This window comes from Stutzerimonas sp. (assembly GCF_982611455.1).
Genome location: NZ_CEXBBO010000013.1, coordinates 1 through 19,011, shown reverse-complemented (window position 1 = coordinate 19,011; position 19,011 = coordinate 1). Strand labels below are relative to the sequence as shown.

12 protein-coding genes and 2 pseudogenes are annotated in these 19,011 nt (G+C 59.3%); 10 read left to right on the top strand and 4 right to left on the bottom strand.

Going from position 1 to position 19,011, the window contains the following annotated elements:
- Positions 1–504: 504 nt before the first annotated feature.
- The gene (locus tag AC2LD7_RS09975; RefSeq protein ID WP_045431003.1) at positions 505–1,452 is read right to left on the bottom strand and encodes a LysR family transcriptional regulator; all 948 of its coding nucleotides are present in this window, start codon (positions 1,450–1,452) and stop codon (positions 505–507) included.
- Between the two features lie 99 nt (positions 1,453–1,551).
- Here AC2LD7_RS09975 and AC2LD7_RS09970 point away from each other — a divergent pair, with 99 nt between their 5' ends.
- The 3 genes from AC2LD7_RS09970 to msrQ all read left to right on the top strand — a co-directional run bounded on the left by AC2LD7_RS09970 (position 1,552) and on the right by msrQ (position 4,487).
- The gene (locus AC2LD7_RS09970; protein ID WP_045430999.1) at positions 1,552–2,550 is read left to right on the top strand and encodes a YeiH family protein; all 999 of its coding nucleotides are present in this window, start codon (positions 1,552–1,554) and stop codon (positions 2,548–2,550) included.
- Between the two features lie 276 nt (positions 2,551–2,826).
- On the top strand, positions 2,827–3,840 hold the full coding sequence (msrP, locus tag AC2LD7_RS09965) for a protein-methionine-sulfoxide reductase catalytic subunit MsrP (RefSeq protein ID WP_045430997.1): 1,014 nt from the start codon (positions 2,827–2,829) through the stop codon (positions 3,838–3,840).
- On the top strand, positions 3,840–4,487 hold the full coding sequence (msrQ, locus tag AC2LD7_RS09960) for a protein-methionine-sulfoxide reductase heme-binding subunit MsrQ (protein ID WP_045430994.1): 648 nt from the start codon (positions 3,840–3,842) through the stop codon (positions 4,485–4,487). The genes msrP and msrQ overlap by 1 nt, the downstream gene beginning before the upstream one ends.
- A 1,178-nt stretch (positions 4,488–5,665) precedes the next feature.
- Here msrQ and AC2LD7_RS09955 read toward each other — a convergent pair.
- Positions 5,666–6,178: a sigma-70 family RNA polymerase sigma factor gene (locus AC2LD7_RS09955; protein ID WP_045430988.1), complete on the bottom strand. Its 513-nt coding sequence runs from the start codon at positions 6,176–6,178 to the stop codon at positions 5,666–5,668.
- A 160-nt stretch (positions 6,179–6,338) separates the two neighbouring features.
- On the opposite strand from AC2LD7_RS09955, the gene AC2LD7_RS09950 reads away from it, so the two are divergent.
- From AC2LD7_RS09950 to AC2LD7_RS09935, 4 genes and pseudogenes are all read left to right on the top strand, one after another.
- Entirely contained in the window at positions 6,339–6,746 is a 408-nt protein-coding gene (locus AC2LD7_RS09950; RefSeq protein ID WP_045430986.1) for a hypothetical protein, read from the top strand.
- 90 nt (positions 6,747–6,836) lie between these two features.
- A pseudogene (locus AC2LD7_RS09945) lies at positions 6,837–7,085 on the top strand (putative sulfate exporter family transporter); the annotation flags it as partial.
- Positions 7,086–7,272: 187 nt separating this feature from the next.
- On the top strand, positions 7,273–8,607 hold the full coding sequence (locus tag AC2LD7_RS09940; RefSeq protein WP_196766728.1) for a molybdopterin-dependent oxidoreductase: 1,335 nt from the start codon (positions 7,273–7,275) through the stop codon (positions 8,605–8,607).
- Between the two features lie 52 nt (positions 8,608–8,659).
- A complete protein-coding gene (locus tag AC2LD7_RS09935) occupies positions 8,660–10,615 on the top strand; it encodes a c-type cytochrome (protein WP_196766729.1) in 1,956 nt (651 codons plus the stop codon).
- A 698-nt stretch (positions 10,616–11,313) separates the two neighbouring features.
- On the opposite strand, the pseudogene AC2LD7_RS09930 reads toward AC2LD7_RS09935, so the two are convergent.
- Positions 11,314–12,612: pseudogene (locus AC2LD7_RS09930) on the bottom strand (transposase); the annotation flags it as partial.
- Between AC2LD7_RS09930 and AC2LD7_RS09925 the strand changes: the two are divergent.
- The 3 genes from AC2LD7_RS09925 (at position 12,571) to AC2LD7_RS09915 (ending at position 14,246) form a co-directional block, all read left to right on the top strand.
- Positions 12,571–13,407 (top strand): FAD binding domain-containing protein, encoded by an 837-nt coding sequence (locus tag AC2LD7_RS09925; protein ID WP_052649222.1) that lies wholly within the window; start codon positions 12,571–12,573, stop codon positions 13,405–13,407. The pseudogene AC2LD7_RS09930 and the gene AC2LD7_RS09925 sit on opposite strands and share 42 nt — an antisense overlap.
- Before the next feature lie 108 nt (positions 13,408–13,515).
- A complete protein-coding gene (locus tag AC2LD7_RS09920) occupies positions 13,516–13,959 on the top strand; it encodes a hypothetical protein (protein WP_045430974.1) in 444 nt (147 codons plus the stop codon).
- Between the two features lie 41 nt (positions 13,960–14,000).
- A complete protein-coding gene (locus tag AC2LD7_RS09915) occupies positions 14,001–14,246 on the top strand; it encodes a hypothetical protein (RefSeq protein ID WP_045430973.1) in 246 nt (81 codons plus the stop codon).
- 421 nt (positions 14,247–14,667) lie between these two features.
- Here the strand turns inward: AC2LD7_RS09915 and AC2LD7_RS09910 are convergent, their stop codons facing one another.
- Positions 14,668–18,798: a helicase-related protein gene (locus AC2LD7_RS09910; protein WP_484597587.1), complete on the bottom strand. Its 4,131-nt coding sequence runs from the start codon at positions 18,796–18,798 to the stop codon at positions 14,668–14,670.
- Positions 18,799–19,011 lie beyond the last annotated feature (213 nt).

Here is a 19,011-nt window from a genome sequence, read left to right as displayed (position 1 = left end):
CAATGTGCTCAGCCAGCAAGCTTACTGGGCGGAGCCGTTCATTCCTCGCACCGTAAAGCCACCGGCACAGAGAGCTGGGTAAGCTAGAGGTAGGGACAAGAGTTCTTTTTCGGCAGCATGCGTAGCTATCACCAAGCTCACTACTGGATATCTAAACGGGTTTCAAATGCTGGACGATCACCGCCATGCTACCCCTACATCATCCGCGTACACCTTCCTTGTTATAAGCACGCAAAGAATATCTGGCCTATGAAGTCATGTGTCGAACCGCCGCCCGGATTGAGGGTTTCGTAGAAATCTTCGAGGACGGGCACCTTGTGCCAGAGGGCCGACGGAGTACGAACGGTGCGCGGATTTATCCCATGAACAGGCTTTGGCCAGCTGAAGCAGGCCGAGAGGACGGATTGAAAAGCGACCTGCCACACTAAAGCGCCGCTCCCTTGCGGCGCCTGAATGATGGCTTCATGGCCACCGCGCTGTGCATCGCTGGCCTAATGGTCGAGATTAAAGTGACCTGACCTGGTTGGCCGTTGACTGGGTGGCTTTTTGCTTTGCGAGCGTCTGGTCGTCTTCCTGCAGAAACACCTTAAAGGCTTGCCACAACGGGCTGCGATAGCGCTCAGGGTGCCATACGAGCGAGAAGGTGCGGGTCAGCGGCAAGTCTGTCTCCAGCGCTACCAGCTCGCCGCGCCCCAGTTCACCAGCCACGCTTAGCCGCGGCAGGCAGCCCAACCCGAAGCCGGTACGTACGGCTTGCTTGATGGCCTCGTGCTGGCTCAGCTCCATTCGCACCCTAATGCGCTCGACGAGCGGACGGACGGCCGCTTCGAATACCGCACGCGAACCCGAGCCGGGTTCACGCAAGATCCAAGGCTCGGTCGGAATGTCCGAGTCGGCTAGACGCCCTTGCGAGGCAAGTGAGTGCGCCGGGTTGCAAACTACCACCATCTCGTCGTGCCGCCAGACTTCAGATTTGAGCTTCGGATCTCTGCACTGGCCTTCGATCAGGCCCAGGTCAGCCTCAAGCCGCAACAGGTCAGCGATCACTTCGCCGGTATTGCGAAGCCGTATCTGAAGGTCCACCGCTGGGTGTCGCTCGCTGAACCGCCCAGCCAGCCCAGGCAGTAAGTAGGTTCCGATAGTTGCACTGGCCGCAACGGTCAGCATGCCTTGGAGTTCACCATCTGGCTCGCGAGCGGACTCGACGAAGGTGTCCAAGTCATATAGCAGTTGCTCGGCCTTGGGCAGCAGTCGACGGCCTAGCTCATTAAGTTGCAACCGCTTGCCGAGTCGCTCGAAGAGGGGCACGCCGAGGTGTTTCTCGAGATCGGCAAGCGACTGGCTGGTGGCCGACTGCGACAGACTCAGGTTTTGCGAGGCCGCGCTGACGGTGCCGGCGCGCGTTACGGCGACGAAAACCTGTAGGTGACGAAAACTAACTCCTAAATGCATAGTGTTTTTTCCGACTAGTTATATCGTTATAACCACTTTCACATAGCCGTTACCTTGCACCTAGCCTTGGGCAACGACAAGCGCCAGAGGAGAGCGACTATGTGGCAGGGGCTAATGCTCTGTGGAATCCTGACTGCCGGCGGCTACGGCTTAAAGCTAATCCCTGGGCTGCGCGAGAGCGGATTCAGTCCATTGGTGTTTGCGCTTTTGCTGGGCCTGATTATGGGTAATCTGCCCCGTCTCGAACGGCTGGCGTCGGCAGCGCGCCCCGGCCTGCATTTCGCTACGCGCTGGTTGCTGCGGGGTGGCATCGTGCTGTTCGGCCTGTCGATGACGCTGCAGCAGATCGGCGCACTGGGTCCGTCTATCCTGCTCCTCGACGTACTCGTCATCGGAACCGTGATGTTGGTCGGGTATCAATTCGGCACCCGGGTGCTCGGGCTTGATTGCGAGACCACGCTGCTAACCTGCGCAGGCAGTGCGATTTGTGGGGCGGCTGCGGTACTGGCGACCGAAGCGACCATTCGCGCACGTCCTGCGGCGACTTCGATGGCCGTGGCAACCGTAGTGTTGTTCGGCTCGCTGGCGATGCTCGTGTATCCACTGCTGTACCCGCTCACCGGAATGGACGAAGCTCAGTTTGGCGTTTACCTCGGAGCAACGATTCACGAGGTGGCGCAGGTTATCGCCGCTGGCGACGCAGTGGGACCAGCGGCCTTGGCCAACGCTGTGATCGTCAAGCTCGTACGCGTCATGCTGCTGGTCCCCTTCCTGTTGCTGGTAGGCCAATGGTGGCTCAAGCGGCGAACCGCGGCGGATAGCACCAGGCGGGGGACCTTGGTGATCCCTTGGTTCGCCTTTGGGTTCCTGGTGATGGTTGGCTTTAACAGCATTGTGCATCTGCCGACAGCACTACATGACGGGTTGGTGCTGGCCGGTCAGGTCGCGCTAACCATGGCCATGGCGGCGCTGGGATACGAGACGCGGCTGGAAAAGCTGGCTGCATTGGGGATCAAACCGTTTGCTCTCGCGCTGTGCCTGTTTGTCCTTCTGACCGGTGGTGGGCTGGCATCGGTGAGTGTCCTTGCTCGCATTTGACGTCAGTGGACTACGAAGCAGTCCTCGTTCCAGGCACTGGATGCCCATGAAAAGAGATTTCGATGAAGCCTAACGCTTTTGGGAATAAATCGTAGTGGCGCTCGTAATACGAGTACGCCGGTATGCAACCGAGTGCGTTCATAATCCCAGCCGACTTGATGCTGCAGTTATCCCGGCTGGGGCAGGTACGCCTGCAACGCGCAATCGGAGCGGCATCGGACGGGTCAAGGCCCGCAGTGGATCGCTGCAAGGCCAACGAATCATAGCGAGGCCTTCATGCTAGTAGAGATACCAAGCAATTCCCGTTGCCAGCCATCGGAGATCACTCCGGAAGCTTTATATCTATCTAGGCGGCGGTTCATAGCAGGTGCTGCTGGCGTCGCTGCAATCGCCTTGCCGGGGCTTTGCCGCGCGGAGCAGGGAGCGGGGCCATATGACGTTCAGGTGCCAGGCAAGCAACCGGCTTGGTTTTCCAACAAACTGCAGGCCGCTCGGTGGAAGGCAATGATAGCCAGTGGAGAAGCCATTACGCCCTTCGACGACGCAACTGGCTATAACAATTTTTATGAATTTGGCGCAAACAAGGATGACCCGGCGAAACGTGCCGGTGCAATGGATACGCAGCCTTGGACGGTTGAAATAGACGGCGCGGTAGGCAAGCCTGGCACCTATAGTATTGAAGACCTCGTGCAGCCCCACCGGCTTGAGGAGCGCATCTATCGGCTGCGTTGTGTGGAAGCCTGGTCGATGGTTATTCCCTGGCTGGGCTTCCCCCTCGCTGAGCTGATCAAGCGTGCCGAACCCACGGGTGGCGCCAAGTATGTGAGCTTCCAGACGGCGGTTTTGCCCGAAGTGATGCCAGCCGTGAAGTCACGCTTTGGTCTGATTGACTGGCCGTATCGCGAAGGGCTGCGAATGGATGAAGCCATGCATCCCCTTACGATTATGGCGGTCGGCATGTATGGTCGCGTCCTAGCCGAGCAAAACGGTGCGCCGATGCGGCTGGTCGTACCTTGGAAATACGGCTTCAAAAGCATCAAGTCGATAGTGCGCATCAGCCTCGTTGAAGAGCAACCGTACACGACTTGGCAGAATCTTGCGCCTCAGGAGTATGGCTTTTACGCCAATGTTAATCCCAAGGTGGATCACCCGCGCTGGACGCAATCCCGCGAGCGGCGCCTGCCTACCAATCTCTTCAGCCCGAACGTACGCGACACGCTAATGTTCAATGGATACGAGGACGAGGTGGCGAGCCTTTATCAGGGGATGGATCTGAGCAAGTTCTACTGATGAAGCATCCGGTCTTTCGCAGCGCAGTGTTCATCGCTGCGGCCGTCTGGCCGCTGCTATGGCTCTATCAGGCGTGGACTTCTGCGCTCGGGCCTGACCCGGGGAAAGTACTGGTCGAGCGGCTAGGGCTTGGAGGCCTAATTCTCCTGCTCCTCACGCTGTCGCTGTCGCCTTTGCAATGGGTGACGCGCTGGGCCGGCTGGTCTCTAGTCCGAAGACAGCTCGGCCTATGGACTTTCGCCTATGGATGCTTACACCTGGTGTCGTATCTGCTGTTTATCTTAGGGGAGGAATGGTCGCAGCTCAGTACAGAGCTGACCGAGCGTCCCTACATCATCGTTGGAGCACTGGCGTGGCTGAGTCTGCTCGTGCTCGCGGCGACATCTAACCGTTTTAGCATGCGTATGCTTGGTGCTCGCTGGAAAACACTGCACCGGCTGGTCTACCTGATACTCGGCTTAGTGCTGCTGCACATGTTGTGGGTGGTTCGATCGGATATCGCACTTTGGACACTTTACTTCAGCTTGGGCGCAGCTTTGATGCTGTTGCGCACACCACGGGCCAGGGGATGTCTAAAGCAGCTCCGACAACCCCCGCCGCGAACTGGCAGGCTCGCCTCAGCGCGACATGCCAGTGCGGATCACTGAGAGTAAGGGGGCGCCGAACAATGACAGGGCCGCGCTCTCGGGGTGCCAAGCGGCTAGGCCTACTTTGCCCACTCTTCAAAATACCTGATCGACACTGAGCACGGATGCGGAAGCTACCCCGGCCCACTGCACTGGCGAACTCGACTCGGACGATGGTGGAGCTTGCCGAAGCGCAGTTCGGCCTCACATCGGAACGCCTCAACCCACTCTAAGCGTCCGGATGGACTCGCTGCAGGGGCGGTAGAGGAATCCCTAATTCCGTCATCTGTAAGCGGCCGGCTGGTTCCAGTCTTCGAGATATCGCCCAGAGCTTCTCACGCGCCTTTGCCTGGAATATCGCATTCATAGGCCAGTTGTTAATATTTGCTTACAGGCCGTTATCATTCCTCACGTCTGAACCTTACACCGGACCTGCTCTATCGATTCGCGCTATATCAAAGGAGCTATAGCTTGCTGTACGGCTGCGGATCTTGGACTGGTGCCTTGGCTCACAACAGCATAGTGATACGTCCCGTCCGCCCAGTATTGGGCGACTAAGCCCTCAGCTCGTCGGCTACCTCGGCCAATAGTTTTGTGCCCTGGAGGCCGAACGTAAAACAGTATGGTCTCGCCTCGATCATCCCTATACAGCACCATGGCGGCGGCTCCTTGGTCGGTGGCCATCAAGCGCGCGCCGACCGGCCGAAATCCGTACGGTTCGAAGTCCGGCATGGGTGCTGCGGCCTCAAAGTGCGAATCAAGCCAACGCTGCAGTGTGCTGGTTTCATGGGTAGCGAGATCAACGGCCGGAGAGCTAACGCTGTTAAATAAGCGATAGGCTTCAACAGCGTCAGCCATCGGCAGGCCAGTTGATGGAGTGAATGCTCCTCGACCATGCCACCCCCCAGTGATGCCAAGCGTTAGCGCTAGGACTAGCGAAGCCGCAGTCGCAACGAGCCGTTGCCGCCGTTGCTTTATTTCAACTCGAAGCCGTGCCGGATCTAACTCAATCGCAGGCGCACTTGTAGGAAGCCCAGCTAACGCTGCCCGAAGCTGCTGAGCATCGTATTCAAGCGAGGCGACTTTTTGAGCTAGCTCTGAGTCCTTGGCCGCTAACGATTCGATTTCTGCCATTCGACGTGGTGGGAGTTCGCCATCTATGAAAGCGCTCAATTCATCTGAGGTCGGTAGGGTCGGCTTCATTTCAGTAACCGCATATATGGAAGATTAATCTGCCCTTCGCTTAAAACGCGTAGCGCTTGGCGGGCGCGGGCCAGCCGGGACATTACGGTCCCGATAGGAATACCCAGGCTTTCTGCCGCTTCGCGGTAACTTAGCCCTTCAACTCCTACGATGAGGAGCAATGCTCGTTGCTCAGCTGTGAGCTTGCCGAAAGCTTCAAGCGTGGATTGCGCTTCGGCTACATCCTCAGTAGCGCTGGTCTCTTCGTCAACATAAGTGAAAATTGAAAGTATTCGAGCATAGCGACGCTGGCGACGCTGGCCGTCGATGAACTGCCGATACAAAATGGTGAACAACCAAGCGCGTAGATCGCCGTCTTCCTGACGCGTACCGCGCCAAGTTAAAGCCTTCTCGACCGAAGACTGCACTAGGTCGTCAGCGGTAGCGCTGTTTCGCGTGAGCCATAGAGCAAAACGGCGAAGACGAGGAAGAAGCTCTCGGAACTGTTCGTCTGTGATCCCTTGCGTCATTTGATTAGAGGCCTGCTTGGTTAGCTGTCAGACGCTAGACGATCAGGTGAGCAAATTATTCCAGTCTCCAGAAAAAATTCGGAATAAAAACCTTAGCGGGGCGTAGTACTAGCGTGTGCTCACACGGAGTACGCTGGTTCTTTCCTTTTAGGACGCCCCTATGAATATCAAAGCACTCCCCATGACTCTCTTTCTCCTGGCCTCTGCAGGTCTTGCACAAGCCGGCACGGCTGAAGATGACGCCAGGCTACACATCCGGGCAATAGCGGAAAATGACCTGCCAGCGTTGCTAGGCCAGTATGCACCCTATGCCCATCTTTCCTGGAAAGGTGGGCCATTGCAGGGATCGTATGACGGTACAGACTCGATCGAAAAAGTGTGGCAAAAGTTCGTGGAAGGCCAAGGTCCGCTATCCGCAAACATAGAAGAGCTGGTTGAGAAAGCATCTGTGGACGAAACAACTGTCTCTGCCAGGGTCCTGTATAAAGGCCAAAAAGAGCTTCAGGTTATTCAAACCATGACCTATCGGAAGGGTCAGCTGGCGGACGAGGTTTGGGCTGTTAAGTAGAAGGCCTCCGCTCAAGCGAAGAGCATCGCTTTTTAGCTGCCCTAAGGCGGCCTTCGGCGGGCCGGCGAGGCCAAGGCCGGGTCACCGTTTCCGCTGTTCGTACTGTTGTTCGTGCTCATGGTGGTCGTGAACTCTTTCGTACCGATGTCCGAGACGATGCACCATACGCTGATCACGGCCGATTCCGCGTTGCTGGCTGCGGCCATGGTGGCCATGGGGTTGCAGACACGTCTGGTCTCGGTTGCCCGGCTGGGGTGGAAGCCTTTGTTTCTGGGCGCGGTCGTCGCGCTGTGGATCAGTGGCCTGGCCTTGGGCGGTGGCCTGCTGCTTGCAGGCTGACAGGCCGGGTCGTACAGTCGACACAAGCGGCACGCAAACGCCGCAGCACAATCAAATGTCTTTCAACCGTGCGGTATGAAACCACGCGGTCGACCACAGAGGAGAACTGATGTCTCTCACCCTTTGGGAAGGTGGCCGCGGCAAGCCGCGGGGTATAGCTGAATAAATAGATAACGGGAGACAGACCATGCGAGATAACGATCCAAGCGACAACAAGCCGACCGATGCGTCACGGCGCGCGCTGCTGCGCGGCGCCGGCATGGGCGCGGCCGGGCTGGCCTTTGCCGGGCTCGGCCTGGAGGCAGCAAGCGGGCGGGCCAATGCGGCGGTGGCCAATCAGACCGGAACCGCGATGCCGGCGTATATCGGCCCCGAGCCCAATCCCTACTGGAACTCGATCGGGCCGTACGTCATTTTTCCGCAGAAGCTGCCTCTGCTGCGCCTGACCGATCGCCCGGTGCAGTTGGAGACGCCGCGCCATTACTTCGCGTCTGCGTTTACGCCCAACGAGGCGATGTTCGTGCGTTATCACCTGCCGGGCGAACCCAACCGCGTCGACCTGGCCAAATGGCGGCTCAAGGTCGAAGGCAAGGTCGACAGCCCGTTGTCGCTGACTTTTGCCGACCTGCTCAACGACTACGAGCCGCACGATGTAGCGGCCGTGCTGCAATGCTCGGGCAACAGCCGCAGCTATTTCACCCCGCGCATGGCCGGTGGCCAGTGGGGCAACGGCGCGATCGCCAACGCGAAATGGACCGGCGTGCGTCTGCGTGATGTGCTTGAAAAAGCGGGCGTGACCAAGGGCGCGGTGCAGATCCAGTTCCAGGGCCTGGATTTCGGCAAGGGCCCGGCGGGCTACGGGTCGCATGCGTTCATGAAATCGTGGGATATCGACGACCCGGCGCTGGACGAGGCGATCATTGCCTATGCCATGAATGACGCGCCGATGCCCATGCTCAACGGTTTTCCCACGCGAATGGTCTTTCCCGGCAAGTTCGCGACCTATTGGGTCAAGCACGTGTCCTGGATTCGCCTGCTCGACCACGAGGATACGAACTTCTGGATGGCCAAGGCCTACAAGATTCCGGATACGCCCGATGGTGCGACCACGCCTGAGGCCGTGAAAAACGACGAGGTCGCGATGGTGCCGATCGGCAACGTCAACATGCCGGTGCGCTCGTTCATGGCCACGCCCGACGGCGCGACCAAGGCCGTGGCCGGCATGCCGCTGACCGCGCGCGGGGTGGCGTTCTCCGGTACCGGGCCGGTCACCAGGGTGGAGTTCTCCACCGACGGCGGCCGGAACTGGCGCGAGGCCACGCTGGGTACCGATCACGGCCCCTACAGCTTTCGCGAATGGCATGCGGACTTCACGCCCGACAAGCCGGGCCAGTACATGCTCGCCGTGCGTGCTACCGACGCCAAGGGCAATATCCAGCCAAAGGACGGGCTCTGGAACCCGGGTGGTTATCTATGGAACAAGATCGAACAACAACAACTCACCGTCGGGCCGGCGGCTTGAGCGCGGTACAGCAGGCAGGGAGAACAACATGAAGCAGACACATACAAGACGGTTGCGGCGCGCGGCCATCCCGATGCTGGCGGTCACGTTTGTCGTTGCGGCCGGTGGCGCCTGGGCATATCAGTCCGACGAGGCCGGCGCGAACGCCAATCCGCCGGGCTATGTCAGCGAAGGCCAATACGGCCAGGGCGTGCTCGGCAGCGCCGATCAGCCCAAACCGGAGAGCCTGGATACCGGATCCAGCTACGGTATTCACGGCGACTGGCCGAGCTATACCCCGCCGCTGGCGGACGGCAAGGGCAAGGCCCAGGTCGAGGCTTATTGCTCGGTCTGTCACAACACGACCTATATCAGCATGCAGCCGCCGCTGTCCGCCCAGCAATGGGACGACACCGTTCACAAGATGCTCAACACCTTTGGTGCCAAGCAGTACATACCGGAAAACGCGGTGCCGCAGATCATCGAGTATCTGCAATCGCATTACACGCCCGACACCATAGATCAGGATACGGTCACCCCGGAACAGGTCAGTCAGAGCGGCGATAGCTCGGCACAGGCCGCGGGCGCGTCGTCGTCTGCCGCGGGTGGCTCGGGCGATCAGGCGTCTGCTGCGGTCGCGCCCGCCAAAAGCGACGGCCCCGGCGCGTCCGTATACAACCAGAACTGTGCGGCCTGTCATCAGGCCGATGGCAAGGGCATACCCGGCGCCTTTCCGCCTCAGGCCGGGCATGCGCCGTCGGTGCTGGCAGTCGAGGGTGGCCGCGAGTATCTGGCGCATGTGCTGCTGTTCGGGCTGACCGGCTCTATCGACGTCGACGGCACGACCTACAACGGCGCCATGCCGCCCTGGGCAGATGGACTCGACGATACCCAGATCGCTGATGCACTCAATTATGTGCTGACAGCCTGGGGCAACAACCAGGATCTATCGGCCGATTTCAAGCCGTACACGGCTAAGGAAATCGCCGCCGAGCGCAGCAAATCGCTCAGTGCCAGCGCGGTTCACGATGCGCGTTCGAGCTTGAATCTCGGGGCCGATGCAGGCGCCACGGCTGCCGACTCAGAGCAAGACAAGGCGGCCAAGGCCAGCAAGCCGCTCAAGGCCGACGTGTCGTTGGCGACGGCTGTGCCGGGGCCTGTCTATGCCGCGCTGCAAAACGCCAATGCGGTCGAGAATATTGCGTCCGGCAAGGTCTACCCGGATATGGGCAGCGCCCACTACGATTCACTGAGCGCAGACGGCAAGCAATTACTGGTCAGCAATATCGATACCGGCGCGGTCTATCTGCTCGATACCGGTTCCGGTCAGAAGCTGGCCACCTTCGATGTGGGCGAAGCCGCCCAGGGCGTCAAGATCTCGCCCGACGGCCACTACGGCCTGGCGGCCGTGCCGGGTCCCGGCGAGGTTGCGCTGCTGGATCTTGAAAAGCACAAGCTAATCAAGAAGATCGCGGTCGGAAAGACGCCGCACAATGCGCGTTTCACGGCCGACGGCAAGACCGCTTATGTGACCCTGCAGGGCGGCGGGGCTATCGCCGTCATCGATATGGCAACGCAGACGAAGAGTGGCGAAATCCCGGTCGAGGGGATGCCCACGCCACATAACCTGGATCTGTCTCCCGACGGCAAGCGCCTGTGGATACGCGACTTCACGGGCCACGTGGCCGTGCTGGAGATCGCCACGCAGAAGGTTCTGGCGCATTTCGACATCGGGCCCAGTCACGGGGGCATCGACGTGATTCCAGATAGTGATTACGTAGCCACGGTTGCCATCGGAGGTCGCGAAGTCACGATCCTCAATCAAAAGACATTGAAGAAGGTCACCACGATCGAAGTGGGCCAGAGCCCACATGGAGTGCGTGCGAGCGCCGATGGGCGCTGGCTGTATGTCAGCGTGACTGCGGACGACAAGATCGCGGTGATTGATATGAATACCTTCAAGGTCGTGCGGGACGTAGCGACTCAGGGCGGATTTCCTTTCTGGGTGGCGGTCCCGGGCAACGCATGACACGACTGTTGCCAGCCGTGCTCAGACCTTATCCCTGAGTCGTGGATAGGATCGATGGTGGCTGCTTTGTAGCGATGTAAACGGCCCTGTCGAGGATAGGCGAACGGTCCGGTGTTTCATCCAAAGCGTATTTGCGATGACCACGGCGAACAAATCGACAGGTTTTGTTGCCTCATGACGCGGGTCGCTGCGCCCCGCTCGCGACGTGAGTGCAATGGGCGCCGCGGCCAGTGCAAAATGCGCCTTGGCTGACGGTCTCAGCTATCGTCCGCGCGGTTTAAGGTCAGTGTGGGCGGATCGTCTAGCCCGAAATTGATTGTGGGCATATGCATCGAAAAGGCATCGGCTGAGTTCAGCGTTGCGTATAAGGCGCGTGAGTGGTGATACCCATATTGATTCCACCGTCCATAGCCTGAATGCATTGCAGCCATGCGTGTTGCGTGCTTTCGCTGGCCACGCTGTCGGCGTAGCATTAGCGAGTATAGGAACAACAAACGCCCTTTCCCGAGTAGCTGATCATAGTTCGTGTCAGGCTTTGGGGCAATGTGGGGGCGTTGTCTCTCCCAGTGCTGAGCCAATCTGCGCGCGGCAGGCGCGCGATACGGTCAGAATCAACCCCTGAGCGCCTCAGAAGGCCGCATCCTCAACGCCGGCACGAACTCAACCTTGCCGTCGTGTGAGTCAACGGCGCCGAAGCGTCAATGCAGAATCGGAACAAGCTGTGGGACGGGTGGCGCGCGCGCCACCGGTTGATGGTTCGCCAGTGGCAGGGCGCCCTGTCGATCCAGATGGTCAAGTATCTTCTTGATCACCGCGGGATCCTCGATCGCGGCGATGATCCGGACGCCGCCGCCGCACGCTTGGCAGGTTTGTATGTCGATATCGAAGACGCGTTTGAGACGTTGCGCCCAGGTCATGGCTACATGGCGCTCGGCAGGGGTTTTGTCATCCGATTCGGTGCCGCTACCGTGGCGCCGCCTACCACGCTTGGCCGGTGTCACCTGCGCCCGCAGCTTGTTATTCGGTGCGAACACCCCATGGAATCGGGTGAGATTCACCCGTGGCCGTGGCACCAGAGCGGCTAGGCGCGCCAGGAAATCCAGCGGCTCGAAGAAGATGTGGGTCGTGCCGTCGCGGTACGGCGTCTTGAGTTGGTAACGCACCAGGCCGCTGTTTGTCAGTGACAGACGCTTTTCCGACACCGCCGGTCGGCTGATGTAGCGACACAGTCGCTCCAGCTTGTCCCGCTGATCCGCGCGCGCGGCCACGCCGGCGTGCAGGGAGAAGCCGCTGACCTGTCCCGCCTGCTCGCCAAACGGGGGATCCTCCGCCGGCAGGGTCTGCAGCGTCATCACCTTGCGTCCGGCGTTGGGCCCCACCGCAATACGATAGGTAATCGAATGCCCCAGTACGGTGCTCATAGGGTCTTGATCAAGGTCTTCGCCTGCCAGCCAACTATGCTCGGCATCGCGCTCCAAAAGTCCCTGGCGCTCCAGGTAGCGCCCGACCCGGCGCGCGATGGTGTCGGCCAAGTGGGTGAGCTCCGCGCTCAGCGGCGCTTTGACCCAGCGAAAGCGAATCCGGCCATCGCCGCGCTCAACATACACCCCGTCCAGAAACAGCATGTGGAAGTGCAGATTCAGATTGAGGGCGCTACCGAAGCGCTGGATCAGGGTGACTGCGCCCGTGCGTGCATGGGTGCGGGTGAAGCCGGCTTTGCTAATCAAGTGCGTGGCGATAACCCGGTAGACGATGCCCAGCACACGGGTCATCACCTCGGGTTTGTTAGCGAACAGAAAGCGCAGCGGATAAGGGAAACTCAGTACCCACTGTCTGACCGGCTGCTCAGGAAAGACCTCGTCCACCAGCAACGCCGCGGCTTCGGCCATGCGCCGGGCCCCGCAACTGGGGCAAAACCCCCGGCGCTTGCAACTGAAAGCCACGAGCCGCTCCGCATGACAGTCACCGCAACGCACGCGCAAGAAACCGTGTTCCACCTGGACACCCAGGTCACGGGCTACGAGAACAGCGCGCGCGGCGTCGCGGTCGAAATTGTCAACCACGATACGATCGAGGCCGATCTGCTGGTGGCCGCGGACGGCGCCCATTCAGCCACCCGGCGCGCGCTGCAACCGCGGGTCGAGTCCCGCTACGCCGGTTACATTGCCTGGCGCGGCACGGTACCCGAAGCCGAGGTCGGCGCCGACCTGCTGGCGGCTTTCGATGACTGCTTCACCTTCTGCGAGGCGCGCTCCGGCGGGCACATGCTGGTCTATCTCATTCCCGGTGACGGTGCCGATGTGCGCGTCGGCCAGCGGCGGCTGAACTGGGTGTGGTACGTGGCTGCCGACGACGACGAACTCGCCGCCTGCCTCACCGACCGCTTTGGCACGCGCCACCACGCCTCGCTGCCGCGCGGCAGTGCCTCGGAAACGGCGCTCGTGTCGCTGCGACGGCGGGCGGAGGGCGAGCTCGCCCCGGTCATGGCCGAGCTGGTGGCCGCGACCGCCGAGCCGTTCATCCAGAAGATCACCGATATCGCGGTGGAGCGCACGGTGTTCGAGCGCGTGATGCTGCTCGGCGACGCCGCCTTTCTGGTACGCCCGCATACCGCCGCTGCGGCGGCCAAGGCCTGTTTCGATGCGGCCCGGCTGGCTGCGGCGCTGGTCGATGCTGGGAACGATATCGATGCCGCGCTCGCTGCGGCCGAGCGCGCGCAACTGCGCTACGGCCGGCGGCTGGTCGAGCAGGGTATCGCACTCGGCAGCGACTGGCCGGCCCGGCGCGCTTAGCGCCCGAGCGGCCGCGCGGCCGCGCGGGTTCGGCGCGGGCAGCCGCTCAAGGCCCGATATTCTACGATTGATCCGAATGTCAATGGCGATAGAAACGCCGTTTGCAACGTGTATACTCGCCGGCCCAACGACGACCGCGAGTACAGCGGCCCCGACGGCAAGGCGTTCACCCTGCCGATGCCGCGGTCATCGCACCCGGACCAGGAGGCCCGGCGCGATACCGAGCAGGAGGTCGAGGCGCGCCGCGCGGCGGCGACGGCTGCATTGCATCGCCTGGACGAGATCGTGGAAGCGGGGGTCGCGCGTACGGAAGTGGTCGACCAGCTCCGCCAACGCGCCGAGAATCGCCAGACGGCCGCACAGGAGGAGCTCGACGAGGGCGAGCCCGAGGCATCTGCAGGAGAAACTTACCGCCAGCTCGCGCGCGAAATGATTGCCGCCGAGCGAGAACAGTTCGTTCGGCTGCGCGACGATGGCCGGCTGAGCAATGAGGCCTTCCGTCGCGTACAGCGCGAGCTCGACTTGGAGGAGTCGGCGCTGCTGCGTGGCTGACGACTCACCGTACACTGGATTCACGTGAAAGGAGGTGCATGATGCGCGAGCAGATCGATATCGGCTATCAGACATTCGTTTCCGACGGAGACGATGCGTTCGGCGCCATTCGGGAGGTTTCCGCCGACAGCCTGGTGGTGTACGTGGAGAACGCGGGCGATTTCCACGTCCCGCTGGATGCCGTCGAGGCGGTGCATTTCCAGAAAGTCATCTTCGACTGCGGCAAGCTGGACCGGCGCCTGCGGGAGGCGATCGGCCACGCCCACGACGCCGAGAGCCGCCCGTGATGCCGGCTCTGGGTCGATAGCGGCCCGACCATCTAGGCGCCTCACCGACCATCCCAATCCAGCTCTACCGACTGCAGTGCAGTCGACTTCTGACATTTCGTGCAGTCGTCTTCTGAAACTGACAATTTTAAGTGCGAAGCTACGGATGTCACGCAGTCGCAGAAGCCGCGCCCAGTTAGGGTACACCTCAACTGGGCGTCAGTCGGCTCACTGGCATCGCGTCAGACTAGGGCCGCTTTCTGCATTATCTGACGCCTAAACGTCAAACTCTATGGCCTCAACCTGACAGGCCGCATGCTTAGCGTACGATTTTGTCCGTTTTCTCTACCGTCCCCTGATTCGGCTAATGTACGCCCCTAGAGGCGTACACGCAACACCGGCCGCTAAGTTCTTGCTGACGTCAGATCGATGGTAACTACCACTAGCTAGCGGCTTTAGCCCTGTACCGGCTCTGGTCATTTTGTTGCTGGCTACTAGGTTTCCATGTGGACACGTACTCCGGATCGCCTTGCATAATTTTCAACTCGGACATGACGTCGCGCACGTCCTGACGCAGAGCTTCCAGGCGCGCCTGTTGAGAGAACGGCTTGGCTTTCTCAGCCACGGCTTTCTGGAGCTCTTCTTTCTCGCGGTGTCGCCCGTGCTCCGCTGCGGCACGCCACGCTTCGAATTTATCTAGGAAATTGTCCATCCGATTGATAAATCCGTTGAGGCTAAAGCTGTCGTCCTTGGAGTAGCGCATATTGTCCGGCTCGTAACTGTCATGGCCAAAGACGGTGAACCGTGCGGTATCTAAATGCACCGACACTTGCACCTTAAAGCCGCGGTACTCTCCGACGTCTACAAGCCGGGGCGCTTCCCAAGGTGACGCCGTCTTCATCTGATGCGCCTCTTTCATCACTGAGGCAAATCGGTTTACTAGCGCCGGCTTGTCGTCGCTTCCATAGGTCCGCCCTCCCGCCACGAACTTAAAGTCGGGTGTCGCTGCCGCATTCCGCCGGTCGATTTCTTTGGTCCAGCGCTGAACAGCCTTGTCTGCTCGCTCGTCAGCCGAGGATAGCCACTCTATCCGCCGTTCAAGGGAATGGAGGTTCCGCTTATGGTTGGAATACAAAGCCTCGAGCTTCTTGAGGTCGGAGGACAGCTGGACCTGCAAGAAGATCAGAGGGTTGCCGGTTGCTGCTGCCTTCATCTCGGCCGCATTTGCAGCTTCTCCGGCCACATCCTCAATCACCCTTTGAAGGCTGTCGCCTTTGCGAAACTGTTCAATCCCCGCCGCCTTGTACTCAATGGTCTGCCACATCCTGCTGTCATACGTTTGCTTAGTCGCGTACCGAAGTACCTCAATCTGAAAGTTGTCCGGATCACGCTCATACAGGGCGTTACCTTGCCGCAGGATGCGCCCCTCCCGCTGCTCAAGGTCGCTAGGCCTCCAAGGCGCATCGAGGTGGTGTAGGGCCACCAACCGGCGCTGGACGTTGGTGCCTGCCCCCATCTTGGCTGTTGAGCCGAGCAGAATCCGCACGTCGCCCCGGTTCATCTCGTCGAAGAGCTTCGATTTCTGCAGATCGGTAGTCGCGTCATGGATGAAGCGCACTTCGCTTTCGGGAATGCCTCTCGCTAGTAGCTTCGCTTTGATATCGTCGTACACGCTGCATTTAGCGCTTCCGGCCAAGATCTCATCCATTGAAAGCGCCGGAACGTCGTCACCATCTTCAGCCGCACCGCTGGGCGTTAGAGACGTTTGCTTCTTAGCTTTTGGTGTCGATAAGTCGCAGAAGACGAGTTGAGTGCCGCGATCGGTGCTCCACTCGTAATAGAGCCTAAGAATGTTCTCGATCGCCACATTGATCTTAGTCTGGGGCTCGTCCGCTGCCTCCGGATCGATAAGCCTGAAATCCAAACCGGCCTTACGAGCATCGTTGGTGATTTTCAGCGGGTTATCGATCCTCGGATCATCCGGCAAGTTCTCCATCCGGTGGATGATTGAGCCGGCGTTCCACTGTCGGATTGGCATTCCGTCGGGCCGGATGACTGGCTGGCCCTGATCGTCTGCGACAAGGGTTTGAACACCCATATAGGTTGCCTGCGCCTCTGTTCGATCAACGATGATGTTTTGTGGCTTGCCATCCTTCATTTTTGGAACTGGAAAACGTGTTCCACGCTCTTCTGCCTGACGATCAAGGTCAGCCTTGGTGATTACGTCCGCGAACGTGCGATACATCGAGGTAAGCTCAGGGACGTTTTGAAACTTTGAGAAACGGCTATTTAGTTTGTAGTTTACGCCGGTAGCATCAAGCTCCCATCCGGTCACTACTTGCCCGAACGTACTGGCCCATGCATCGAAATGCACTATGCCTCTCGCCTTCAATTCGTCGTACTGAAGATATCGCTGCATGGTGTAAAGCTCAGCGATAGTATTGCTTAGTGGCGTTCCGGTCGCGAAGAAGACGCCGCGCCCGTCATTGTTCTTCTGTAGATAGCGGCACTTAACGAAAAGATCGAACGCTTTTTCAGAACCGGACAAATTGCCCAGTCCCGAGATTCGGCTAAGACTTGTGGTGATGAAAAGATTCTTGAACTCTTGGGCTTCGTCGACGAACAACGCATCAACACCAAGTTGGCTAAAGTCGACTGCTTTGTCCTTCGCGCCGGTATCCGCCTTGCGCTCAAGCCTCTCCTTCATGCGCTCCTTCGCTTTTTCCATTTCCTTAATCGTGATGCGGTCGCCTCTCTCAGCTTTCAACTCAGAGATGGCGCGAGTCAGGTCGCTTATCTGCTCCGAGAGAATCTCATTTAACGTATCGGCTGGCATTCCAATCTTTTTGAAAGAACTATGTGCGACGACCACTGCATCCCAATCGCCAGTCGCAATGCGCGCGAATAGGCGCTCACGATTCTCCTTCTTGAAGTCCGTTTTCTCTGCCACGAGAACATTCGCGTGCGGGTATAGCGAATAGAAAGCGTCCTTCCATTGCAGTAACAAATGGTTCGGAACCACAAGCATGGGCTTGTTCATCAGGCCCATGCGTTTACTTTCCATAATTGTCCCGATGCAGGTGTAGGTTTTGCCTGCGCCTACGACGTGATCGAATAGTGCTGTGCCGTCTTGAATGCCTCTCCAGATACCGTCCTTCTGGTTCGGTCGCAAACTGATCCCAAGCGACGCGCCCGGAAGCTCGAGATGGGACCCGTCGTAACGAGCTGGAACATTCGTGTTGAATCGGCTGTTGTAGATGTCGGCAAGGTGTTCTCGCCGGCTTTTGTCTTCCCACACCCAATCCAAGAACGCCTGCTTGATTTCGTCGGCCTTCTGGTTCGCTGCCGCGGTCTTTGCATCATCGATCTTGTAGATCGGACGGTTCTGCTCGTCGCGCCCAATCTCAATTTTTACCTGAATAGGCCGGTTGGTCAGGATTGCTTCGATAAGCTCAGGCGCCCGATACGAGTCAGTTCCCCAAGTGACGGAATTCGTCGTATGGTCACCACCGGTGATTTTGACAATCCATTTCCCCAGCGCCTCCTGGTAGGACACGGATTGAGTCACGTCTCCCAACGTGTGCCGAATGAAATCTTCGACGTAACGCGCAGGTACCCAACTTGAGCCCAGCTGAACCGAGATGTCGACGGGCTCGATGTCCTGGGGCTGAACCGACCGCAGCGCTTCGACGTTAGCGTTGAGGTTCGGGTTGTGCTCAGCAGCCGCTTCCGCCTCCTGCAGCTTCCGCTTCACGTTGCCGGTGAGGTATTGATCGGATGTCTCCCATCGCTGCCCCTGGGGATTGAAATAGATCAAACCCTGCAGCTCGGCCACAAGGTCAGCTTCTGCTTTTGACGTCAGTCGCATCATCCGCCCGAGGTCAACGCGACCGGCTTCATTCATCGAAACCACGAGCGCTTCTTTCGCAGTATCAACACGCTCTACCGACACGCGAGGCGACATAACCCGTTTTACAAATATCGCCGCCTTCTCGGCAGATGGCGGTCGCGCCTCTACGCCATGCTTGCGCGCAACGTCACGGGAGATACCCTTATCGTAGTTGCTCTCCAGAGCGTTGAGCAGTGGGTACTCGGGGTCTTCAGCCATTACCAGCTTGTTAGCTTGGCTGCTAACGTGGCCATGCCGAGATACAAAACGATCGTAGACGTGATTTAAGGTAAGGCGCGCCCGGTCTATGTCTGCGCCGGCCGCAGTGGGAGATTGCTCGGCCCGCATCAACTCAGTCAGAGCGTTGCGGACCTCAATCATGCCCTTGATCCGCGCCGCCGACCGCTCATTTTTCGGGACCACAATCTGGTAGTCGGGCTGGTCCAGAAGATCAGGGAGCCGCCTCGCTATCTGTCTATCCGGCGTGACGAACAGCGAGCCGATCTTCAAGTGCGGGTCCAGACTGAGCGTCGGTTTCACATCTTGGGGAGGCTCTTCCGCATGGCTGGCACTGTAGCGTGGCGCAATCGAAGCTAAGCGCGTCGTGATTGCGCTACGAAGGTCAGTGCCGGGAGGTGCGATGCAGTCCGCAGCATCGCGGTGCATGCGATGCTGAATCGCCATGTGTCCGATCATCTGCTGCGGATTTTCGGCAAAATACCGATTGATCGATATTGCCTCTCCACTCTCTCTGTCTCGTACTTCGCCGACATCGAGCCATGTTCTATCGGCGGCCTTGCTGCCAGCCTCTAGTTTTTGGAAGAAAACGATGTCAGTAGTGATGAATCGCCCCGGATTTCTTAGACACTTTCCAGGCTCAGTAAATGTCGCTTCTCA